The sequence below is a fragment of the Allobosea sp. OAE752 genome, assembly GCF_050433265.1.
Lineage (GTDB): Bacteria > Pseudomonadota > Alphaproteobacteria > Rhizobiales > Beijerinckiaceae > Allobosea > Allobosea spartocytisi.
On record NZ_JBNPXO010000002.1, the window covers coordinates 114,643 to 134,402 of the forward strand.

General features: G+C 67.5%; 20 protein-coding genes. 6 read left to right on the plus strand and 14 right to left on the minus strand.

Features of this window, described 5'->3' with window-relative positions:
• The first annotated feature begins 92 nt into the window (after positions 1–92).
• Entirely contained in the window at positions 93–2,165 is a 2,073-nt protein-coding gene (gene flhA, locus GGC47_RS05400) for a flagellar biosynthesis protein FlhA (protein WP_370954651.1), read from the plus strand.
• Positions 2,166–2,291: 126 nt separating this feature from the next.
• Entirely contained in the window at positions 2,292–3,194 is a 903-nt protein-coding gene (locus GGC47_RS05405) for a DMT family transporter (protein ID WP_142021631.1), read from the plus strand.
• 4 nt (positions 3,195–3,198) lie between these two features.
• On the opposite strand, the gene GGC47_RS05410 is transcribed toward GGC47_RS05405, so the two are convergent.
• The 3 genes from GGC47_RS05410 to GGC47_RS05420 all read right to left on the minus strand — a co-directional run bounded on the left by GGC47_RS05410 (position 3,199) and on the right by GGC47_RS05420 (position 5,292).
• On the minus strand, positions 3,199–4,236 hold the full coding sequence (locus tag GGC47_RS05410; RefSeq protein WP_038359327.1) for a lysylphosphatidylglycerol synthase transmembrane domain-containing protein: 1,038 nt from the start codon (positions 4,234–4,236) through the stop codon (positions 3,199–3,201).
• Between the two features lie 144 nt (positions 4,237–4,380).
• Positions 4,381–4,773, minus strand: a complete 393-nt coding sequence (gene copM / locus GGC47_RS05415; protein WP_142021632.1) for a CopM family metallochaperone — start codon at positions 4,771–4,773, stop codon at positions 4,381–4,383.
• Positions 4,774–4,851: 78 nt separating this feature from the next.
• Positions 4,852–5,292 carry a hypothetical protein gene (locus GGC47_RS05420; RefSeq protein WP_142021633.1) on the minus strand — a complete coding sequence of 147 codons (441 nt, stop codon included), beginning with the start codon at positions 5,290–5,292 and terminating at the stop codon, positions 4,852–4,854.
• Between the two features lie 70 nt (positions 5,293–5,362).
• Here GGC47_RS05420 and GGC47_RS05425 point away from each other — a divergent pair, with 70 nt between their 5' ends.
• A complete protein-coding gene (locus tag GGC47_RS05425; protein WP_370954420.1) occupies positions 5,363–5,977 on the plus strand; it encodes a GNAT family N-acetyltransferase in 615 nt (204 codons plus the stop codon).
• Between the two features lie 187 nt (positions 5,978–6,164).
• Here the strand turns inward: GGC47_RS05425 and fliJ are convergent, their stop codons facing one another.
• Positions 6,165–6,569, minus strand: coding sequence for a flagellar export protein FliJ (gene fliJ / locus GGC47_RS05430; protein ID WP_112762799.1), 405 nt, complete (start codon positions 6,567–6,569; stop codon positions 6,165–6,167).
• Positions 6,570–6,796: 227 nt separating this feature from the next.
• On the opposite strand from fliJ, the gene GGC47_RS05435 reads away from it, so the two are divergent.
• A complete protein-coding gene (locus tag GGC47_RS05435; protein WP_429067232.1) occupies positions 6,797–8,020 on the plus strand; it encodes an MFS transporter in 1,224 nt (407 codons plus the stop codon).
• Here GGC47_RS05435 and GGC47_RS05440 read toward each other — a convergent pair.
• The 3 genes from GGC47_RS05440 to fliI all read right to left on the minus strand — a co-directional run bounded on the left by GGC47_RS05440 (position 8,014) and on the right by fliI (position 10,319).
• Positions 8,014–8,367 (minus strand): DUF1304 domain-containing protein, encoded by a 354-nt coding sequence (locus tag GGC47_RS05440; RefSeq protein WP_185747930.1) that lies wholly within the window; start codon positions 8,365–8,367, stop codon positions 8,014–8,016. The genes GGC47_RS05435 and GGC47_RS05440 overlap by 7 nt on opposite strands.
• Positions 8,368–8,401: 34 nt before the next feature.
• On the minus strand, positions 8,402–8,875 hold the full coding sequence (locus GGC47_RS05445) for a hypothetical protein (protein WP_142021636.1): 474 nt from the start codon (positions 8,873–8,875) through the stop codon (positions 8,402–8,404).
• Positions 8,876–8,972: 97 nt separating this feature from the next.
• On the minus strand, positions 8,973–10,319 hold the full coding sequence (gene fliI / locus GGC47_RS05450) for a flagellar protein export ATPase FliI (RefSeq protein ID WP_038359316.1): 1,347 nt from the start codon (positions 10,317–10,319) through the stop codon (positions 8,973–8,975).
• Positions 10,320–10,663: 344 nt separating this feature from the next.
• On the opposite strand from fliI, the gene ctrA reads away from it, so the two are divergent.
• Positions 10,664–11,365 (plus strand): response regulator transcription factor CtrA, encoded by a 702-nt coding sequence (gene ctrA, locus GGC47_RS05455; protein ID WP_038359314.1) that lies wholly within the window; start codon positions 10,664–10,666, stop codon positions 11,363–11,365.
• 242 nt (positions 11,366–11,607) lie between these two features.
• On the opposite strand, the gene GGC47_RS05460 is transcribed toward ctrA, so the two are convergent.
• The 6 genes from GGC47_RS05460 to chpT form a co-directional block, all read right to left on the minus strand.
• Positions 11,608–12,498, minus strand: a complete 891-nt coding sequence (locus GGC47_RS05460; RefSeq protein WP_142021637.1) for a CheR family methyltransferase — start codon at positions 12,496–12,498, stop codon at positions 11,608–11,610.
• Complete coding sequence (gene cheB, locus GGC47_RS05465; RefSeq protein WP_142021638.1) at positions 12,495–13,604, minus strand: chemotaxis-specific protein-glutamate methyltransferase CheB; 1,110 nt, start codon at positions 13,602–13,604, stop codon at positions 12,495–12,497. The genes GGC47_RS05460 and cheB overlap by 4 nt, the downstream gene beginning before the upstream one ends.
• Before the next feature lie 67 nt (positions 13,605–13,671).
• Positions 13,672–14,037, minus strand: coding sequence for a response regulator (locus GGC47_RS05470; protein ID WP_038359309.1), 366 nt, complete (start codon positions 14,035–14,037; stop codon positions 13,672–13,674).
• Positions 14,038–14,066: 29 nt separating this feature from the next.
• Positions 14,067–14,564, minus strand: coding sequence for a chemotaxis protein CheW (locus GGC47_RS05475; protein ID WP_038359307.1), 498 nt, complete (start codon positions 14,562–14,564; stop codon positions 14,067–14,069).
• Positions 14,561–17,188 (minus strand): hybrid sensor histidine kinase/response regulator, encoded by a 2,628-nt coding sequence (locus GGC47_RS05480; RefSeq protein ID WP_142021639.1) that lies wholly within the window; start codon positions 17,186–17,188, stop codon positions 14,561–14,563. Before GGC47_RS05480 ends, GGC47_RS05475 begins: the two co-directional genes overlap by 4 nt.
• A gap of 94 nt (positions 17,189–17,282) precedes the next feature.
• Positions 17,283–17,927, minus strand: a complete 645-nt coding sequence (gene chpT, locus GGC47_RS05485) for a histidine phosphotransferase ChpT (protein WP_038359304.1) — start codon at positions 17,925–17,927, stop codon at positions 17,283–17,285.
• A gap of 127 nt (positions 17,928–18,054) precedes the next feature.
• Between chpT and GGC47_RS05490 the strand changes: the two genes are divergently transcribed.
• Positions 18,055–18,879 carry a 3'(2'),5'-bisphosphate nucleotidase CysQ family protein gene (locus GGC47_RS05490; RefSeq protein WP_142021640.1) on the plus strand — a complete coding sequence of 275 codons (825 nt, stop codon included), beginning with the start codon at positions 18,055–18,057 and terminating at the stop codon, positions 18,877–18,879.
• Between the two features lie 56 nt (positions 18,880–18,935).
• On the opposite strand, the gene GGC47_RS05495 is transcribed toward GGC47_RS05490, so the two are convergent.
• Positions 18,936–19,487, minus strand: coding sequence for a YHS domain-containing (seleno)protein (locus GGC47_RS05495; protein ID WP_429067242.1), 552 nt, complete (start codon positions 19,485–19,487; stop codon positions 18,936–18,938).
• Between the last annotated feature and the right edge of the window lie 273 nt (positions 19,488–19,760).

Sequence of the window (19,760 nt, forward strand, 5' to 3'; positions counted from 1 at the left end):
CGCGGATGACGACCGGCGAGAGGGCGGGGCGGTCGATGACCGATGTGACGGCAGGTCAGGGAGGCGGCTTCAACCTTCCCGATCGCAACGCGATGGGAAAGCTGTTCAACCGTCCGGACTTGTTCCTGGCGATCGGCGTCATGGGCATCCTGGTGGTGCTCATCTTCCCGATGCCGGCGGTCCTGCTCGACCTGTTGCTGGCGCTGTCGATCATCCTGTCGGTGCTGGTGCTGATGACGGCGCTCTTCATCGAGGAGCCGCTGGAGTTCTCGGCCTTCCCGACGGTGCTGCTCATCGTCACCATGTTCCGGCTGGCGCTGAACCTCGCCTCGACGCGCCTCATTCTCGCCCATGGCCATGAAGGCACCTCTGCGGCGGGGCATGTCATCGAGGCCTTCGCCGGCTTCGTGATGAGCGGCAATTTCGTGATCGGGGTGATCGTCTTCACCATCCTGATCATCGTCAATTTCGTCGTCATCACCAAGGGTTCGGGCCGTATCGCTGAGGTCGCCGCACGGTTCTCGCTCGATGCAATGCCGGGCAAGCAGATGGCGATCGATGCCGACCTCTCCGCCGGGCTGATCGACCAGGAGACGGCGAAGCTGCGGCGCCGCGCGCTCGAAGACGAATCCTCCTTCTTCGGCTCGATGGACGGCGCCTCGAAATTCGTGCGCGGCGATGCCATCGCCGGCCTGCTCATTACCTTCATCAACGTGCTCGGCGGCATCATCATCGGCGTGGCGCAGCAGGGGCTGAGCTTCGGCCAGGCGGCGCACAACTACACCCAGCTCACGGTGGGCGACGGCCTCGTCAGCCAGATCCCGGCGCTGATCGTCTCGACCGCCGCCGGCCTGCTCGTCTCGAAGGCGGGCGTGCGCGGCGCGGCCGACAAGGCGCTCGGCAAGCAGCTCTCGGGCTATCCGAAGGCGCTCGGCATGTCGGCGGCTGTGATGCTGCTGATCGCGGTCCTGCCCGGCATCCCGATGCTGCCCTTCCTGCTGCTGGCGGGCGGCGCCGCTTTTCTGGCCCGCCATTTCGGCCGCGCCGCCAAGCAGCGCGCCGATGAGACGGCGCAGGCGGAGGCGGCGCAGGCCAGCGGGGCGGTGATGCCCGACGGCACGCCGCGCGAGGAGACGCTGAACGACCTCCTCAAGATGGACGAGCTCAAGATCGAGATCGGCTATGCGCTGCTGCCGCTGGTCAACGCGCCGGGCGGGCAGGACCGCCTGACCGATCAGGTCCGGGCGCTGCGGCGCCAGCTCGCGGCCGAGCTCGGCTTCGTCATGCCGGCGGTCAGGATCGTCGACAACGTCCAGCTCGAGGCGAACCACTACTACATCAAGATCAAGGAGATCGATGCCGGCCATGGCATCGTCTATGCCGGCCAGTATATGGCGATGGACCCGATGGGCGGCACGGTGAACCTGCCCGGCCACAATGTGCTCGAGCCGACCTTCGGCCTGCCGGCGACCTGGATCGACTCGGCGCTGCAGGATGAGGCGCAACTGCGCGGCTACACCGTCGTCGACGCCGCGACGGTGATCTCGACGCATCTCACCGAGGTGCTGAAGTCGAACATGCCGGAGCTGCTCTCGCATGCCGAGGTGCAGAAGCTGCTGCGTGAATTGCCGAAGGACCATGCCGATCTCATCAAGGAGATCGTTCCGAACCAGATCTCGACCACCGGCATCCAGCGCGTGCTGCAATTGCTGCTGGCCGAGCGCATCTCGATCCGCGATCTCGGCACCATCATCGAGGGCATCGCGGAGGTCGCGGGCGGGATCAAGAACCCGCGCGATATCGCCGAGCATGTCCGGGCCCGGCTCGCCCGCCAGATCTGCGCGCAGTTCTCCGACGGCAACGGCGTGCTGCCGATCATCACGCTCTCGCCGGCCTGGGAGAGCGTCTTCGCGGAATCGATCATCGGCCAGGGCGAGGACCGCCATCTCGCCATGCAACCCTCGCGGCTGCAGGAGTTCGTCCGCCATGTCCGCGACAAGTTCGAGGACGCGGCGCGCATCGGCGAAATGCCGGCGCTCGTCACTTCCGGCATGGCGCGGCCCTTCGCTAGGCAGATCATCGAGCGCTTCCGCCGCGAGACGCCGGTGCTGTCGCAGAGCGAGATTCACCCTCGCGCGCGGTTGAAGACGGTCGGCAGCGTCTAGCCGTCATTGCTTCGTCGCTGACGCTCCTCGCAAGCGCGGTCGGCGCCGCAGCACCTCTCGTTTCCACGGCCCCCTAATGCCTGCCGCGCAATGGTCAGCATCCGGCTGCGCCGCTAAGCGACAATCATGAACCGGAATGCCGCCCTCTTCGCCGTGATGTGCCTCGTCTGGGGGCTGACCTGGCTGCCGGTGAAGGTCGGTGCCTCGCATGTGCCGCCGGTGTTCCTGGCCGCCGTCCGCTTTTCGCTCGCCGGCGTGCTGATGCTGCTCTGGGCCGGGCGCGACCTGCCGAAAGTGCCTGCTGGAGCCTGGCCGCGATTGATCGTCACGGCGCTGCTGCTCAACACCGCGAATTACAGCCTGCTGTTCTGGGGCACCGCCCATGCGCCGACCGGACTCGCGGCCATCGTCAATTTCGCGACGATCCCGATCTTCACCCTGCTGGCGAGCCGCGCGATCGAGGGCGAGCGCATCGACGCGCGCAAGCTCGCCGCGATCGGGCTCGGCACGGTGGGGCTCGGCTTCCTCTTCGCGACGCGGGCGCCGGGCGGGCTTTCGGCGGTGCATGGCGATCCGCTGGAGGCGGTCGGGCTCGCCGCGGTCGCCTTCGGCACCCTGTTCTACTGCACGGGCGCGGTGCTCTCGCGGCCGATCGCGGGCACGATGCCGACGCTGACGCTGGCCGGCTGGCAGACGCTGATCGGCGGCATCGGACTGTCGGCTGTGTCCGCCCTGGTCGAGCCGGTCGGCCGTGCCGATTTCGCTGCGCTGGTGCGATCGCCCGTGCTGCCCGCCGTCGTCTTCCTCATCATCGGCGGCTCGCTGATGGGCTTCACCATCTATATGCGGCTGCTGAGGGATTGGGGCGCTTTCCGCGCCGGGCTCTACGCCTTCATCAGCCCGGCGATTGCCGTCGGCGTCGGCGTCATCGTCCTGAGCGAGCCCTTCGGCGTCTCCGAGGCCGTCGGCGCGCTGCTGATGTTCGGTGCGGCGGCAATCGCGCTGAAGCGCCCGGAACGGGCGCGCTGACCCGTCAGGGCGGCGGCGCGATGCGGGTGCTGCGCTTGAGCTGCGCACGCTCGAAGGCGACCACGATCGGCAGCGAGATCACCAGCGGCAGGATGAGATAGAACAGCCGCCAGATCAGCAGGGCGGCGAAGACGGCAGGTGCCGGCACGCCGGGCATCACCGCGAGGAAGACCGCCTCCATCACGCCGACGCCGCCGGGAACCTGACTCAGCAGGCCGGCGGAGAAGGAGAGCAGGAAGGCGCCGAGCACGACCATGAAGCCCGGATTGCCCTGGTCCGGCAGGGCGAAATAGATGATGCCGGCGGCGCCGGCGAGCTCGAGCGGAGCGGCGAGATATTGTCTCGCGACGATGCGCAGCCGCGGATAGATGACCTCGAACTTGCCGATCTTCACCGGCCTGAACTTGAGCCAGGAGCCGATGGTGTAGAGCGCGACGAAGACGAGCATGCCGACGCCGATCAGGCGCGCCGTGCCGTCGCCGATGGCGAACCATTTCGACAGCCGCGTCAGCGGCCGCAGGATCTCCGGCTCGTAGACCAGCACGATTCCCAACAGCAGCAGCGTGCCGAAGGCGAAGGTGAAGGAGCAGAGCGCGATCAGGATCGCGACATCCGCCGCCGTCAGCCCCTTCGCCGTATAGGCACGGTAGCGCACCATGCCGCCCGAGAAGACCGAGGCGCCGATATTGTGCGAGAGCGCATAGGTCACGAAGGAGCAGAGCGAGATGTAGAGCCAGGAGATGCCCTTCTCCTTGCGCAGATGCATCAGGGCGATGCGGTCGTACCAGGCGAGCGCCGCATAGGCGACGAGGGTGGCGAGCGCGGCGTGGAAGAAGGCGTTAGGCGGGATCACCGCGATCTTGTGGCCGATGCGGTGGGCGATGATCTTGATGCTCTGCCAGAGATTGGCGTTCTGGAGCAGAGCCTCGATGGCCGCGTCCGTGCCGGCCTCGGCCTTGAGCTTGTCCCAAAGCAGCTCGACGGACCAGACGACCGCGACGAGCCCGATGATCGGCCAGAGATAATCGAGATAGCGTTTCATGAAGGCCGCGACGGGAGGGACTTCGAAAGGGCTTGGCAAGCAGGCCCGCGTCGTCACCGCAGCGGCGCGAACCTTCACGTCCTCTTGCCAGCGAGGAGGGCCGAGGGCAAGCGGCGTTGCCGCCGCCTGCCGGATTGATAGCGGCTACTTGCCGTTTTTCCTGAGCCATTCACGCATCTCGCCGACCTCCTTCTCCTGGTCGCGGATGACGTTCTCGGCGAGCTTGCGGATCTCGGGATCCTTGCCATGGGCGAGGACGACCCGCGCCATGGCGATGGCGCCCTGGTGATGCGGGATCATGCCGCGCACGAAATCGGCATCGGCATCGCCGGAATAGGAGATGTCCATGTCCTTGTGCATTTTCGCGTTGGCTTCCTTGAAGGCCTTGGTCGCGGCGCTGTCCGTGCTCGCGCTGTCCATCTTCATGGTGCCGCCGCCATGGCCCTGGTGCTGGGCCGTGGCCTGCTCGACAAAGCCGGGGCCGGCGAAGGCGGCTGCGAGTGCGAGCGCCGCGAGGGACGATTTGAAGCGATTCATTGTTCGGATTCCTGTGAGAACGAATGACGGCTCGCACCGGCAACGGTGTCTGAAGCCGCCTGAAAACGGGAAAAGGATTCAGCTTCGCGCGAGCCCGCTTCGGGGCGGCGGCTTGGCCGGCTCGGTCGAGATGCCGGCGCGCGTCTCGGCCAAAGCGAGGCCGGGCCGCGACCAGAGGATCGTCCGCGAGGGCAGGGCGATCACGGGGGCTTCCGCGATCAGGCCGCAGCCGATGATGCAGCAGATCGGCGGCGCGCCGGCGGGATGCCCCTTCGCGGAAGGCGAAGGCTGGTGGCAGGGTGCAACTTCGGTGGCGGTCAAGGCGCTCGCGGCGGGTGTTCCGAGCGGGTTCGCCCGATGCTGGCCCGAGGATGTCACGGGCATGCGCATCAGCGAAGCGGCGAGCGTGACATGGGGGACCACGGCGAGGCACATCACCAGGAGCGCGAACAGCAGCCGCAGCCGCTGCCCGTTCCCGTACCGCCGATCCGGCGGCGATATGCTCCTGCCATGCGTCATCGCACCATGATCTTTCGGCCGGGATCGTGTCATGATCGCGGCAGACTCAAAACCACCATCGGATGCCGCCTTGACGCAGACCCTGACCATCAGCCTCACTGGTACCACGGACCTACCGCCCGGCAAGATCGCCGCGGTCGTCACGTCGCTGGAAATGTTCGCGAAACCGGCCGAGCGGCCCGACCCGCCGGGAACCGGGGCTTTCTCCCTCGAGCCGATCGACGGGCGCGATACGGAGCGCTATCTCGCCCTCTACCGGCTGCTCGGCGAGCGCTGGATGTGGTTCAGCCGCCTTACCGAGCCGCGTGCCGAGCTGGAAGCGACCCTCACCGATCCATCCGTCGCGATCTATGCCGCACGTTATGAGGGGCGCGATGTCGGGCTGCTGGAACTCGATTTTCGCGAGGCGGGGGAGGCGGAGCTCGCCTTCTTCGGGCTCGACGAGCCCGTGCTCGGCACGGGAGCCGGACGCTGGCTGATGAACCGGGCGCTGGCGCTGGCCTGGGCGAAGCCGATCTCGCGCTTCTGGGTGCATACCTGCACCATCGACCATCAGGGCGCGCTCGCCTTCTACCAGCGCTCGGGCTTCAAGGTCTTCAAGCGCGGCATCGAGGTCAACGACGACCCGCGGCTGGCGGGCCAGATGCGGCGGGATTGCGTGCCGCACCACCCGGTCGTCGCCTGAGGGCGCGATCCACCGCCGTCATGCTCGGGCTTGACCCGAGCATCTCGGAAATCAGAGCGCTCTGGTCATGAGATTCTCGGGGCAAGCCCGAGAATGACGCCCTGTCCCGGTCGGCCGTATCGCCGGCAAACAAAAAAGGCGGAAGCCTGTGGGCTTCCGCCTCCTGATAGCTTTCGGCCGGGAGCGCTCAGGCCCGCGAGCGCAGCCCGATGGCGTCCATCGTCGCCTGGTCGCGGGCGGCTTCGGCGGCGCGCTCGGTCGCCCGTTCGCGGTCGTCGAGGATCTCGACCTTCTTCATCTCCTCGAAGGCCTCCTGCAATTCGGCCTTGGCCTCGTCGAGCTGGCCCTGCAGGTTCTCGGCCGACTGGCGCAGATTGTCGCGCCGGCCGAGCGCCGCCTTGGCGTAGGTCGGATAGGCGAAATGCGCGGGATCGGAGATCCCGGCGCGTGCTTCCTCCGAGTGGATTTCACGATCGAGATCGTTCGCCATCCGATTGAAGTCGGCGATCATCATCTCGATCTGGCTCACCCGGCGACGTTTTTCGTCGACCTGGAAGCGCTTCAGCCGCAGAAGCGTCTCTCGCGACTTCATCTCGTTTTCAACTCCTGATCGCGCATGGTCGCGGCCGACCCCTCGGCCTGCAACCGGAAAACTCCGCGAGACGGCGTCACAATAGGCGCAAGGAGGTTGACCCTTTCTTACCGGAAAGGACTGCCTTTTCTGCATGTTCAAGTCGCATCCGCGCTGCTGCCGCGGCGTGACAGGATGATCTAGTCAGTTTCCGGCGGTCAGCTGGCCGTTCTTTCGGGTTCCTCGCCTTGCCGTCCTCATCTCGTTTTTCCGGCCACGGGCCTTTGCTATGCGGGCTGGTCGCGACGCGGCTCATCGGCTGGGGCACGACCTTCTATTCGCCCTCGGTGCTGATGCAGGCGCTCGACCGCGATCTCGGGCTCAGTGCCGAGATCGTCTTCGGCGGCATCACCATCCTGCTGGTGACGGGCGCGCTGGTCGCACCCGCGATCGGCCGCGTGCTCGACCGGGAAGGGACGCGCCGCTCGATGTGCGTGGGCGCGATCATCTGCGCATTGGGCTTCGCGGTGCTGTCCATGGCGCAAGGGCCGATCAGCTATCTGGCGAGCTGGTTCGTGATCGGGATCGGCCATGCGATGTCGCTCGCCAATGTCGGCAACGTCGCCGTCGCGCAGCTCATGGGCGAGCGGACACGGCGGGTCATCGGCCTGATGATGCTGGTGACGGGGCTGTCCTCCAGCCTGTTCTGGCCGCTGACGGCGATCCTCATGGGTGCCTTCGGCTGGCGCGCGACGCTGCTCGTCTTCGCAGCGATGCAGCTCTTCATCGTGCTGCCGATCTATGCGGCGGTTCCACGCTTCCACGGACATCCCACGCCGGCGGCCGCCGGGACCGCGCCAGCTTCCTCCCTCGAGACCGGGCGGGTCGAGCCCGGAAAGCGGCGGATGGCGTTCTGGCTGACGGCTTTCGCCTTCTCCGCCAGCGGCCTGGTTTCCTGGGGGCTGCCGCTGCATCTCATCAGCCTGTTCCGGGAGGGCGGCCTGACGCAGACGGAGGCGGTCTGGATCGCGACGCTGGGTGGACCCGCCACCATCGTCGCACGGGCGATCGACGCCACGCTGGGCGAGAGGCTGCCAGTGGAGCGCGTCGCGCTCTTCGGCCTGCTGCTCGGGCCGCTCTGCTGCCTTATCCTGCCCCTGGCGCCGACGGGGATCGTGGCGGCCGGAATCTTCGTCGCGGTTTTCAACGCGGCGCTGGGCGTCATTTCCGTGGCGCGTGCGACGCTGCCGCTCGCGCTCTTCGGGCGGCGTGGCTTTGCCGCGATGCTCGGCCAGCTCACCGTGCCGCAGAACATCGCCTTCGCGGTGGCGCCGCTGCTGTTCGCGGTGCTGATCGAGCGTCTCGGCGCCAGTGCGACGCTGATCTTTTCCGCCGTGATCCAGTTCTTCGGCTTCTTCGCGATGCTCGCGCTGGCGCGGATGCTCGCGCGGGCGCCGGCCGTCTCTCAATAACCGGCGAGCAGGGCCAGCAAGGCGAGCGCCGCCGGCAGGGCCTGAATGTAGAGGATCTTGCGGCTCGCAGTGGCCGCGCCGAAGAGGCCTGCGACGAGCACGCAAGCCAGGAAGAACAGCTTGATCGAAAGGCCCGCCGGCCCGAGCCAGAGGCCCCAGCCGAGCCCTGCGGCGAGGAAGGCGTTGTAGAGGCCCTGATTGGCCGCAAGCACCCGCGACTGCTTGGCGAATTCCGGCGTGAGGCCGAAGGCCCGGCGTCCGCGCGGGGTATCCCAGAGCCAGATTTCCAGCACGGCGATATAGACGTGGATCAGGGCTACGAGCCCGGTCAGGATGGTGGCGATCAAGCTCTGGGTCTCCGGTCGGCGTTCGCAGCGGGCTTCAGCGCAGCTCGATCTTCACGACATCGCGCACGGCCCGCGCGCCGCGCTTGTCGCCGGGAGCGACGAGGCGCCAGTCCTGGTCGAGCGGCTTGCCGTCGATCGCCGTCACCAGGAGCAGGGGCAGATTGCCGAAATCCGGATGGATCTCGCCGATCGAGAAGGCGATCCGGTAGCCGTCCCGGGCATTGACGAGGATGGTCTTGGCGAGCTGAGCCTTGAGATCGAGGCCGTCGAAAACCTTGTTCGCCTGCAGGACGTCCCACAGCAGCACGCCCCTGTAATGCGCGGTCGATGGGCCCTTCGAAGTGGCGAAGGTGACGTCGCGGTCGACGTTGGGAAGGGTGGCCACGGTCCGGGGCGATAGGGTGATCGCGGAAGGTCCCGCCCCGATCAGTTCCAAAACGGGCTCCGTGGCCCGCGCAGCCGCGGAGCCCGAGAGCAGCACGAACAGGATCAGGAAAGAGCGCAGCATCGAGATGTCCTTCCGCAGGCGGCGACTGTAACATAGCGTCCCCTGCCGGCGTCAGGGCCTCGGCCTGTCATAGGGCGTCCTCCTGGCGATGCCGTGCTCATGCGCCTTCGCTCATGATCGCTGCGAGGCGGGCATAGCTTTCCGGAAGCGAGGTCGCATCGTCCTTGGCCTGCTTGAGGAAGGCCTCCAGCGCCGGGTTGAGGCGGATCGCCTCGTCGACCTCGGCCGAGGCGCCCTGGCGATAGGCGCCAAGGCGAATCAATTCCTCCATGTCGGCATAGGTCGCGAGCGTGGCGCGCGCCTTCTGCACGACGGGGTAATAAGCCGGGTCGCAGGAGCGCGGCATGGTGCGCGAGACCGATTTCAGGATGTTGATCGCCGGATAGCGGCCGCGCTCGGCGATGGAGCGCTCCATCACGATATGGCCGTCGAGGATGCCGCGCACCGCGTCGGCGACCGGCTCGTCATGGTCGCCGCCATCGACCAGCACGGTGAAGAGGCCGGTGATGGCCCCGTCTTCGGTGCCTGGCCCGGCACGCTCCAGAAGGCGCGGCAATTCGGCGAAGACGGTCGGGGTGTAGCCCTTGGTCGTCGGCGGCTCGCCGGCGGCCAGCCCGATCTCGCGCATCGCCATGGCGAAGCGGGTGACGGAATCCATCAGGCACATCACCTGCAGGCCGCGGTCGCGGAAATATTCGGCGAGCGTCAGCGTGGTGAGCGCCGCCTGCTTGCGCATCAAAGCGGGCTCGTCGGAGGTCGCGACGACGACGATCGAGCGGGCGAGGCCCTCCGGCCCGAGGTCCTCCTGCAGGAACTCCTGAACCTCGCGGCCGCGCTCGCCGACGAGGCCGATGATGTTGACATCGGCGCGGGCATAGCGGGCCAGCATCGAAAGCAGCACCGACTTGCCGACGCCCGAACCGGCGAAGATGCCCATGCGCTGGCCGAGGCAGCAGGTCAGGAAGGCGTTGAGCGCGCGCACGCCGAGGTCGAGCGGCTTGCCAACACGGCGCCGGGCATGGGCCGGCGGCGGATCGGCGCGAAAGGCGTAGAGCGTGTCGCCCTGCGGCAGCGGCGGGCCGCCATCGACCGGACGGCCGAGCGCATCGACGACGCGCCCGAGCCAGGCCGAGGTGGGCGAGAGGCCCGGCTGCGCGCGGTCGACATAAGCCGGGCACCCGCGGCGCACACCGTCGAGACCGCCGAAGGGCATGACCAGCGCCTTCTCGCCCGAAAAGCCGACGACTTCGCAGGGGACGCGCGTGTCCGGCGCGATCTCGATGCCGACCCGGCCGCCCAGGCTCATCGCGCCGATGGGACCGGCGACCTCGACGAGCAAGCCGCGCACGCCGATGACACGGCCATAGACCGTCATTCCGTCCAGGCCGTCGATGGCGGAGGCCAGGGCCGAGAGCCGTCCAGTACCGTGTGAAGGGTTGCTCATAAGGCCTTCGTCAACCTTTCGTTTACCTCTGTGATTAACACTGTGTTTCGAGATCGCTGCGTGTCGCGGGGCTTTTGCTGCCCCGTTTCCCGAGGCGGTCTCCGCGAAACGGCGTTTTCGCGGAGGAGTGCTCGTCGATCCGTGTCAAATTCGACTCACCTGGACAAGGATCGTTCACTTTCTCCAAGGAAGCCCTTGCGCTCGGGAATCACGGTTTGTTAACCAATTCACCGTAGCGTGTCGCGTGGCGTTTCATCGGGCAAGTGCGTCGTCGTCCGGTTCCGGGCTGGTCCGGGCGAAAAGAGCGATCAACCTGCCCTGCGGGCGAAATTGGGGACGTGGACATGCGGGTTCTGCTGATCGAGGACGATAGCGCGACCGCTCAAAGCATCGAGCTCATGCTCAAATCCGAGAGCTTCAACGTCTATACGACGGATCTCGGCGAAGAGGGCGTCGATCTCGGCAAACTCTACGACTACGACATCATCCTGCTCGATCTGAACCTCCCCGACATGTCGGGTTACGAGGTTCTGCGCAGCTTGCGGGTCGCCAAGGTCAAGACGCCGATCCTGATCCTCTCCGGCCTCGCCGGGATCGAGGACAAGGTAAAGGGCCTCGGCTTCGGCGCCGACGACTATCTCACCAAGCCGTTCCACAAGGACGAGCTGGTCGCCCGCATCCACGCGATCGTGCGTCGCTCGAAGGGCCACGCCCAGTCGGTCATCACCACCGGCGATCTGGTCGTCAATCTCGACACCAAGACGGTCGAGGTCGATGCCGCCCGCGTGCACCTGACCGGCAAGGAATACCAGATGCTGGAGCTGCTCTCGCTCCGCAAGGGCACGACGCTCACCAAGGAGATGTTCCTCAACCATCTCTATGGCGGCATGGACGAGCCCGAGCTCAAGATCATCGACGTCTTCATCTGCAAGCTGCGCAAGAAGCTGGCGAACGCCTCGGACGGCAAGAACTACATCGAGACGGTCTGGGGCCGCGGCTATGTGCTGCGCGAGCCTTCCGACGTCGAGGAACGCATCCCGGCCTGACGTACTCCCGTCGCTTCGTCGTCATGCGACGGTCACGCGGCAGGGAGATAAGAGTTTTGACCTGATCGTCGGATGTACACGACAGGTCGACGGGACCCCGCCGCAAGGCGGGGTTTTTGTTTATCGGGCTCTTTCTGGACCAAGTCTGCCGGGCCAGATCGGAAACGGCCCGGATCGTTCGGAGTGCTTCCGGCGGCGCCTCGCCCCTCGAAAACCTTCGCCTCGAGAATCTTCGCCCAGCTTCAATGTGCGGTGGCGTTGCGACCGGGCGCGCGCCGATCGAGGGGGCGGGGAAATGCGGGTGTCGCCGCCGGCCGTGGCCCGGTCGCCGGCCGGTAAAGCCCGCGGTGCTGCGGGTCAGGCTGCAACGCCGTCACGAGGCCGACGACGGTTTCCGTCGCTCCCAGGACGAGGCCTCCCGCCGGCGCGAGCCGCTGGGCGAGGAGGTCCAACGCCTTCTCCTTCGTCGGCACGTCGAAATAGATCAGGACGTTGCGGCAGAACACGATGTCGAAGCGGCCGAAATGGTCGTTGCGCTCCAGCAGGTTGTGCTGGCGGAAATCGATTTTCGCGCGCAGCCGGTCGGCGATCTGCCATTTGTCGCCGCGCTGGCTGAAATGCTTCAGCAGCATCTGGATCGGCAGGCCGCGCTGCACCTCGAACTGGCTGTAGATGCCGGAGCGTGCCTTCTCCAGCACGTCGCCGGAGATGTCGGTGCCGAGGATCTCAATCTTCCAGCCGGCAAGGCGCTCGGCCATGTCGTCGATCAGCATGGCGAGCGAATAGGCCTCCTGGCCGCTCGAAACCGCGGCGCACCAGATGCGCAGCGAACGCGAAGCGGCGTTGGCGGCGAGCTTTTCGGGCAGCAGGACGTCGCGGAAGAGGTCGAACGGCGTGCGGTCGCGGAAGAACAGGGTTTCGTTGGTGGTCATCGCCTCGACCACGGCGGCCTCCAACTGGGGGTCGCGGCCGAGCCGCATTCGCTGCATCAGCACCTCGATGCTCTCGATGCTGCGGCGCCGGCACAGGATGCTCAGGCGGCTCTCGGCGAGATAACGCTTGTCCGTGCCCAGAGCCAGGCCGGAACGCTGCCGCAGCAGCAGGCGCAGGAAGGCGAAATCCGTTTCCGTCATGCCGGCGGCGCTCCCCGCAGGAGAGCCCGGATCGCACCGCCGATCTCGTCGAGCGGCGCGACCGCGCTGGCGTGGCGGGCACGCACCACCGAGCCGGGCATACCCCAGATCGTGCTGCTCTGTTCGTCCTGCGCGACGACGGCGGCTCCGGCCTGGCGCAGGGCCGCGGCGCCGTCCGTGCCGTCGCTGCCCATGCCGGTGAGCACCAGCCCCAGCGCCGCGGCACCGAGATGGCGGGCCGCATCGGCGAACAGGACATCGACGGCCGGGCGACAGAAATTGACCGGGGGGCCGTCGCTGATCGCCGCCACGATATGGCCGAGCCTCCGGTCAATGCCGAGATGCCGCCCGCCCGGCGCGATGTAGACGGTGCCGCGCGCCAGGCGCTCGCCATCGAACGGCTCGCGTGTGGGGATGCCGACATGGCTTGCGACCTGCTCGGCGAAGGAGGCCGTGAACAGGGGAGGCATGTGCTGGACGACGAGCGTGGTGATGTCCCTCAGCGCGTCGCCGATGTCGAAAAGGACCCGGGCGACGGCGCGCGGGCCGCCGGTCGAGGCGCCGATCAGCAGATAGCGCGGCATCGCCCAGACGAGGGGCCGCAGATCGGTATGGCCGGCCGGCCAGCCGAGATCGACCTCGGGCGGCAACGTCCCCGGCTGGGTCGCGGATTGGGCGATGTTGCCGAGCTTCAGCAGGAACTCGCTGCGGAAGTCTAGCGACAGCGTCATGCCGGCGCGGCTGTCGGGCTTCGAGACGAGATCCATCGCGCCTTTCGTCATGCATTCCAGGGCGAGGCGCGTATTGCGCTCGTTCAGCGTCGCCGCGAGCAGGATGCTGGTGTGCGGGCTTTCCCGCAGGATGTGCGGCAGGGCGCTGGGGCCATCGACGCCACGCATGTCAAGATCGAGCACCAGCACGTCCGGCTTGAAGCGGCCGGCATGGGCCAGCGCCGTCTCGCCGTCTCCGGCCACGGCGACGACATGGAAGTTGCCGGTTTCGCCGAGCCAGCGCGCGAACAGTCCGCGCACGACCGCCGAGTCATCGGCTATGACGACCGTCTTGTGCCGGCCGGAACCGGGCGAGGCTGAACGCGAAACGATCATGCTGGCGCAACCCGGTTGCGGAAAGGCGTCGTCGTCGAAGGCGAGGAAGCGTTGCGAGCCTCGAGGCTCAGAGCAGCCCGACCTGATGGAACTTGGACGCCACGATCTCCTTGTCGAACGGCTTCATGATGTATTCGTCGGCACCGGCATGCATGGCCCGCGCGATATGGGCGATGTCGTTCTCGGTGGTGCAGAACACGACCTTGGGCCGCTTGCCGCCGGGCATCTGGCGCAACGTGCGCAGGAATTCATAGCCGTCCATGATCGGCATGTTCCAGTCGAGCAGCACGGCGTCCGGCATCTCGCCCTTGCAGGCGTCGATGGCGCGCGCGCCGTCTTCCGCCTCGGCGATGCGGAACTGCAACCCTTCGAGGATGCGGCGGGCTACTTTTCGGATCACCGCCGAGTCGTCGACAACGAGGCAGTACTTCATGGTCTGTCTCCAGAAACTCTGCCGGGCACTCAGGCTGCGGCTTGCAGGTCAAGGTCAAGAACGGCGTCGAGATCGAGGATGACGAGCAGTTCGTGGGGGAGGCGGTGGACGCCGCCCGCCAGCGCGGCCCATGTCCTGTCGAGATTGACGGGCAATGGCTCGAGGGTCGAACGATCGAGCCGGACGACCTCGCCGACGGCGTCGACGATCAGCGCATAGGCCTCGCCGCGATGGTCGAGGCCGATCGCCGTCAATTCGGCATGTCTCTGGTCGAGCGTCTCGGGGACCGGGCAGCCCAGCCGGCTGCGCAGGCAGATCGCGGTGACGATGCGGCCGCGCAGATTGAGCAGGCCGACAATGTCCGGCGGTGCCCCGGGAACGAGCGTGATGCGATGGGTGATGAAGACGTCGCGCACGCGCTCGATCGGCAGCCCCAGCAGCTGTCCGCCGATCCGGACCGTCACATAGTCCAGCGAATCCGCGAAATGCGGCGCCGGGCCCTGGTCATGGCTCGGGCTTCCGGTCATGCGGCGTCCCTCATCGTGGAGCCGCTGGCGTTCAACTCGCCCAGCAGGGCGCGGCGGTCGAATTTGGCGACGATTCCGTCGGCGCCGGCCTCGGTCACCCGGCGGTGCAGTTCCGGCGTCGCGCAGGTGGTCAGGCCGAGAAGCCGCAGCGGATTGTCGCGGGGGCGGGCGCGCAGCGCGACGATCAGCTCCAGAGCGGCCTCGAGGTCGCGGTCGAGATCGACGAGGACGATGCCGACCTCCGGCGCCATCGCCGCCTGCGAGGCGGCGTTGCCGTCCGCCGCGGTGGCGAGGATGCGGCCGGAGGCCCGCAGCACGGGGCTCAGCATCTCCCGCAGGAACTCCGAGGGCTCCACCAAGAGGACATGCTCCGGCGCCACGCTTGCCCGGCCTGCGCCGGTCCAGCCGGGCTCGCCGAGCGGCAGGTAATGGGCGAGATCGACGATGTCGGTGGCGCGGCCGCGCAGGATCGCCGAACCGATCACGCCCCGCTCGCCGGATGTCGCCAACTCCAGCTCGAATTCTTCGTCGACGATATCGATGATGGTCTCCACCGCGAGCGCGGCGGTCTGCTCGCCATTCGAGACGATCACGAGGGGCTGGAGCCCTTCGCGCAGCAGCTTGGTTTCGCCAAGCGGCGTCACCGGGACCAGGCGGTTGCGATAATGCAGGAGCGTGCGCCCCGCGCCGTGCTGGAAGCTGTCGGCATCGACCTCCTCCAGCCGCGTGACGAGCGAGAGCGGCAGGGCCTGGATCCGGTCGGCGCCGGTGCGAAACACCAGCATCGTGGTGCGCTCCCCGGTCGCCATCGGCGCCGGCGCGGCTTCCGCCTCGTCATCGGCCGCGTCGGAACCGGCCGCGCCGACGAGCCGGGCGATGCCGTTGGGATCGACGATCAGCACGACGGCACCGTCACCGAGGATGGTGTTGCCGGAGAAGAGCGGGATGTGCCGAAGCTTGCTCGACATCGGCTTCACCACGATTTCCTCGGTGTGGAAGACGCCGTCGACGAGAATGCCGAACTGGCGCTCGCCGATCTGGGTGACCACGATGAAGCCGTCGGTGCCGTCCTTCTTGGCGCCACCCATCAGCTCGCCGAGCGCGACGATCGGCAGGAGCCGCCCGCGCAGGCGCAGCACGGGAGCGCCGTTGATGTCCTCGAGACGGTTCTCGTCGCCGGCCTTGACGCGCACGAGCTCTCGCACCGCCGTCTGGGGGATCGCATAGCGCTCCTCGCCGGCGACGACGATCAGGGCCGAGATGATGGCGAGCGTCAGCGGGATCTTGATGGTGATCGTCGTTCCCTGGCCGGGACGGCTGGCGATGTCGACGAGGCCGCCGACCGAATCGACATTCGCCTTGACGACGTCCATGCCGACGCCGCGCCCGGACACGGCTGTGATATTATCGACCGTCGAGAAGCCGGGATGGAAGATGAAGCGGGCGATCTGGGCGTCGCTCATCCTCTCGATCTCGGCTTCGGTCGCGAGGCCGGCGGCGATCGCCTTGCGGCCGATGCGCCCGACATCGAGGCCGCGCCCGTCGTCGCCGACCGCGATCGTGACCGAGCCGCCTTCATGCCAGGCCGAGACGCGGATCGTGCCGTGCTCGGGCTTGCCGGCGGCGCGGCGCTCCTCCGCGGACTCCAGCGCATGGTCGGCGCAGTTGCGGACCATGTGGATCAGCGGATCCTTGATCAGGTCGAGGATCTGCCGGTCGAGTTCGGTGTCGGCGCCCTCGGTCACCAGCTCGATGCGCTTGCCGAGCTCGCTGCTCAGATCGCGCACGATGCGCGGCAGCTTCGCCCAGGCGCTGCCGATCGGCTGCATCCGGGTCTTCATCACGCCGTCCTGCAATTCGGCGGTGATCAGCGAAAGACGCTGCAGGGGAGCTTTCAGCCCGGCATCTTCCCGCTGCCGCGAGACTTCGAGCAGCTGGTTGCGGGTCAGCACGAGCTCCGACACCATCGTCATCAGATGTTCGATGGTGTCGACCGCGACGCGCAATGTCGGGGGGCCTCCGGTGCGCTGGCCCGCGCCTTCCTCGGCAGGGGCCTGTGGCTTGGTCTCGATGCGGCCATCCGGTCCGCGTTGCGGGTCGGGCACGCTGCGGAAGACGATGTCCTCGGAAGCGGAGGCGCTGGGCGAGGCGAGGGCGGCGGCTTCCTGGGCCTTGCCGTGGCGCGCGAGATAGGCCGCGACGGGATCGACGAACACCTCGTCGGGCGGCGACTGGACCAGCTCGGCCTTGGCATGGCTCGCAAGCGCCTGGAGCTCGCCGATCAGCGTCTCGTCGTTGCCCTCCGGCTCCTGCCCCTTTTCGGCCAGCTCGGACAGGATGTCCTTGATCCGGTCGATCGTCTCCAGGATCGCGGTGACGGCGCTCGGCTTGACCGTCGCGCCGTCGCGGAACTGGCCGATCACCGACTCGGCCGCATGGGTCAGCGCCTCGAGCCGGGGCAGGCCGATGAAGCCGCAGGTGCCTTTGACGGTGTGGACGAGGCGGAAGATGTTCCGCAGGATGTCGCGGTCGTTAGGATTCTGCTCGAAACGGACGAGCTCCCGATCGACCGTGTCGAGATTCTCGCCGGTCTCGGTCAGGAACTCTTGCAGCAGCTCGTCCATGCAGGAAGATCACTCAACGCGACGCACTGCGGGAACTAAAGCAGCAGAAGGGTTTATGATCGGTTGAAACCCGACCTCGACTGCGGAGTTTCGCTCAGGCTTCCGCCTTGGCGGCCTTGATCGTGACCATGTCGCCCTCGATCGCGAAGGTGATCGCCATGCCGGCGGCCCGGGCGACCATGCCGGCATAGAGCGGCTGGACGGCGTGGGCGTCGATCGCGCCGCTCTCGGAACGACCCGCGATCAACTCCTCGACATGGGCCGGGATGCGGGCATGCGAGCCGGTCGCGGTGATCTCGAAGGAGCCCTGTTCGCCCTCGACGACCGCGCGCGAGACCAGCTTGCCGCCGCGCGGCACGGCCTGCGTCGCGATGAGCAGGAGGTTCAGCAGCAGCTTGACCTGGTTCTTCGGCAGGAGGGCGCGCGGCGCTTCCCAGTCGAGCGAGAGCTTCTCGTCGTTGAGGAAGCCGTTGGCGACGTTGCCGGCATCGCCGAGGTCGATCATCGCGCCGGCAGAGCCGGCCGCGCCGAAGGCGAGGCGGGCGAATTGCAGCCGGGCCGAGGCGTTGCGGGCGCTCTTCTTGATCAGCTCGAGCGCGAAGTCGCGCATCGAGGGGTCGTCTTCCTCCAGAACTTCCAGGGCATTGACAATCGCGCCCACCGGGCTGATCACGTCATGGCAGACGCGGCTGCAGAGAAGCGCGGCCAGGTCGAGCGGATCGAGCGAGATGGCGGTCATGAAGGTGGAATCCCGGGATGTGCGATGCGCCGACGGCGTGGCGCCGTTGCTCCCTGGTATGGTGCCATCTTGGTTTTCATGTGGTTAATCCCCATATCCCGGACAAAGTTTCAAAGGATGGGCCGCCATGATCGGCCGTGAGGATCCCCGCCTGCGCGATCGCGACGGGCTGGGACGCAAGCTCGCGGAAGCTGCCAGCGCCAGCGCCGCCGTATTGCTCGCCATGCGCGCCGCTTGCGACGTCAAGCTCAAGAAGGACGGTTCGCCGGTCTGCGCGGCCGATCTCGCGGCCGACCGGGCGGCGAAGGACGCGCTTGCGCGTCTGCTCCCCGATTTTCCCGTCATCAGCGAAGAGACGGTCGACAGCGTGAAGCCCGACGCGGTCTTCATCCTGCTCGATCCGCTGGACGGCACGCGCGAGTTCCTTGCCGGCGGCGACAGCTACTGCGTCGCGATCGCCATCGTGGTCGATGGCCGGCCGATCGCCGGCGCCATCGCCGCGCCGGCGCTGGGGCGCCTCTGGTTCGGCGGGGAGCACGCCTATATGCAAGGCTTCGCGGCGGATGGCTCGCTGACGGGGGCGGCCAGCCGCGTCGCGGTCCGCGCTCTCCCGGAGGAGGGGCCGATCGTTCTGGTGAGCCGCTTCCACGGTGACGGGCGCAGCGACGGCATCACCGCCACCATGTGTCGCGGCAAGGGCGTGCCGATGTCGTCGGCCGTCAAGTTCGGTCTGATCGCCAGCGGCGAGGCCGATCTCCATGTCCGCTGCGGGCAGACCATGGAATGGGACACCGCGGCGGGCGATGCCATCCTGTCGGCGGCGGGCGGTATCATCCTGACGCTCGATGGCGCCGTTCCCCGCTATGGCCGGACGGAGCAGCAGTTCCGCAATCCGCCCTTCGTGGCCGCGTCGAGCGAGGGGCTGGCGCGGCGCGCCATCGCCAGCTGCTGAAGCCGCGACCCGGATGGCGGCGAGCGGCTTCCTGAAAAAAGACCAGGGCTGAGGTCTCAGCGCGCGACAGTGCGTAGCACGGTGCTCCAGCGAGCCTCGGCGGCGCCGAGCAGCGAGCGGTCCTGCAGGAAGCGCCTGCGGTTCTCATCCGAGCGGAACAGGAACAGGCGGGAGCCGACGACCGCGAACCGGCTCGGATCGCTGTCGACCGCCACCCCGTCGGCGACGCCGGTCGGATCGAAGCCCGCGAAGGCCGGGGCGTAGATGCCGGGCGCATCGCGGAAGGCGGCGAGATTGGCGGCCGACGCGAAGCGCCAGACGATCCCGCCCTGGATCAGCTCATGCTCCGGCTGCCCGGCGATGGGCCTGCCTTCGAGGTGATAGGCCACCGGATCGAAGCCGTTGAGCGCCAGGCCGGTGCGCTGGTCGCGCTGCATCGTCTCGCCGAGCGAGGGAAGCGGCGGCAGGCCCGCGGGCAGGCCGTTCTCAAAAACGATGACGGCAGGGGCTGTGGCCGGGGTATTGGCCAGCGCGGCCCGGGCGAGAAACGGCAGCGAGACGCAGCCGATGGCGAGCAAAACCCAGCTTTGCCATGTTGCGGCCTTCATCGCGGGCAAATCCTCGTCTTCCCTCGGTCATGGGCCGGTCGGCTCCGTCCAAATCTTCACGGCTTGGATAGATTTGCAACGTATCAGTTTGGTTAGCGAACTGATTCGCTTTTGTCGGATGTCGCGTTTTCGATGTCCGGCAGCGAGCGGCGGATTGCCCAGGATCGGCCCGCCTTCCGGCCCGCGTGGCGCCTTCCAAAGCAGGTTGCAGAGCAACCGCCGGGCGCCGATCGGACGGACCAACACACCGCTCTGGTGTCCGGTTCTGCCGGC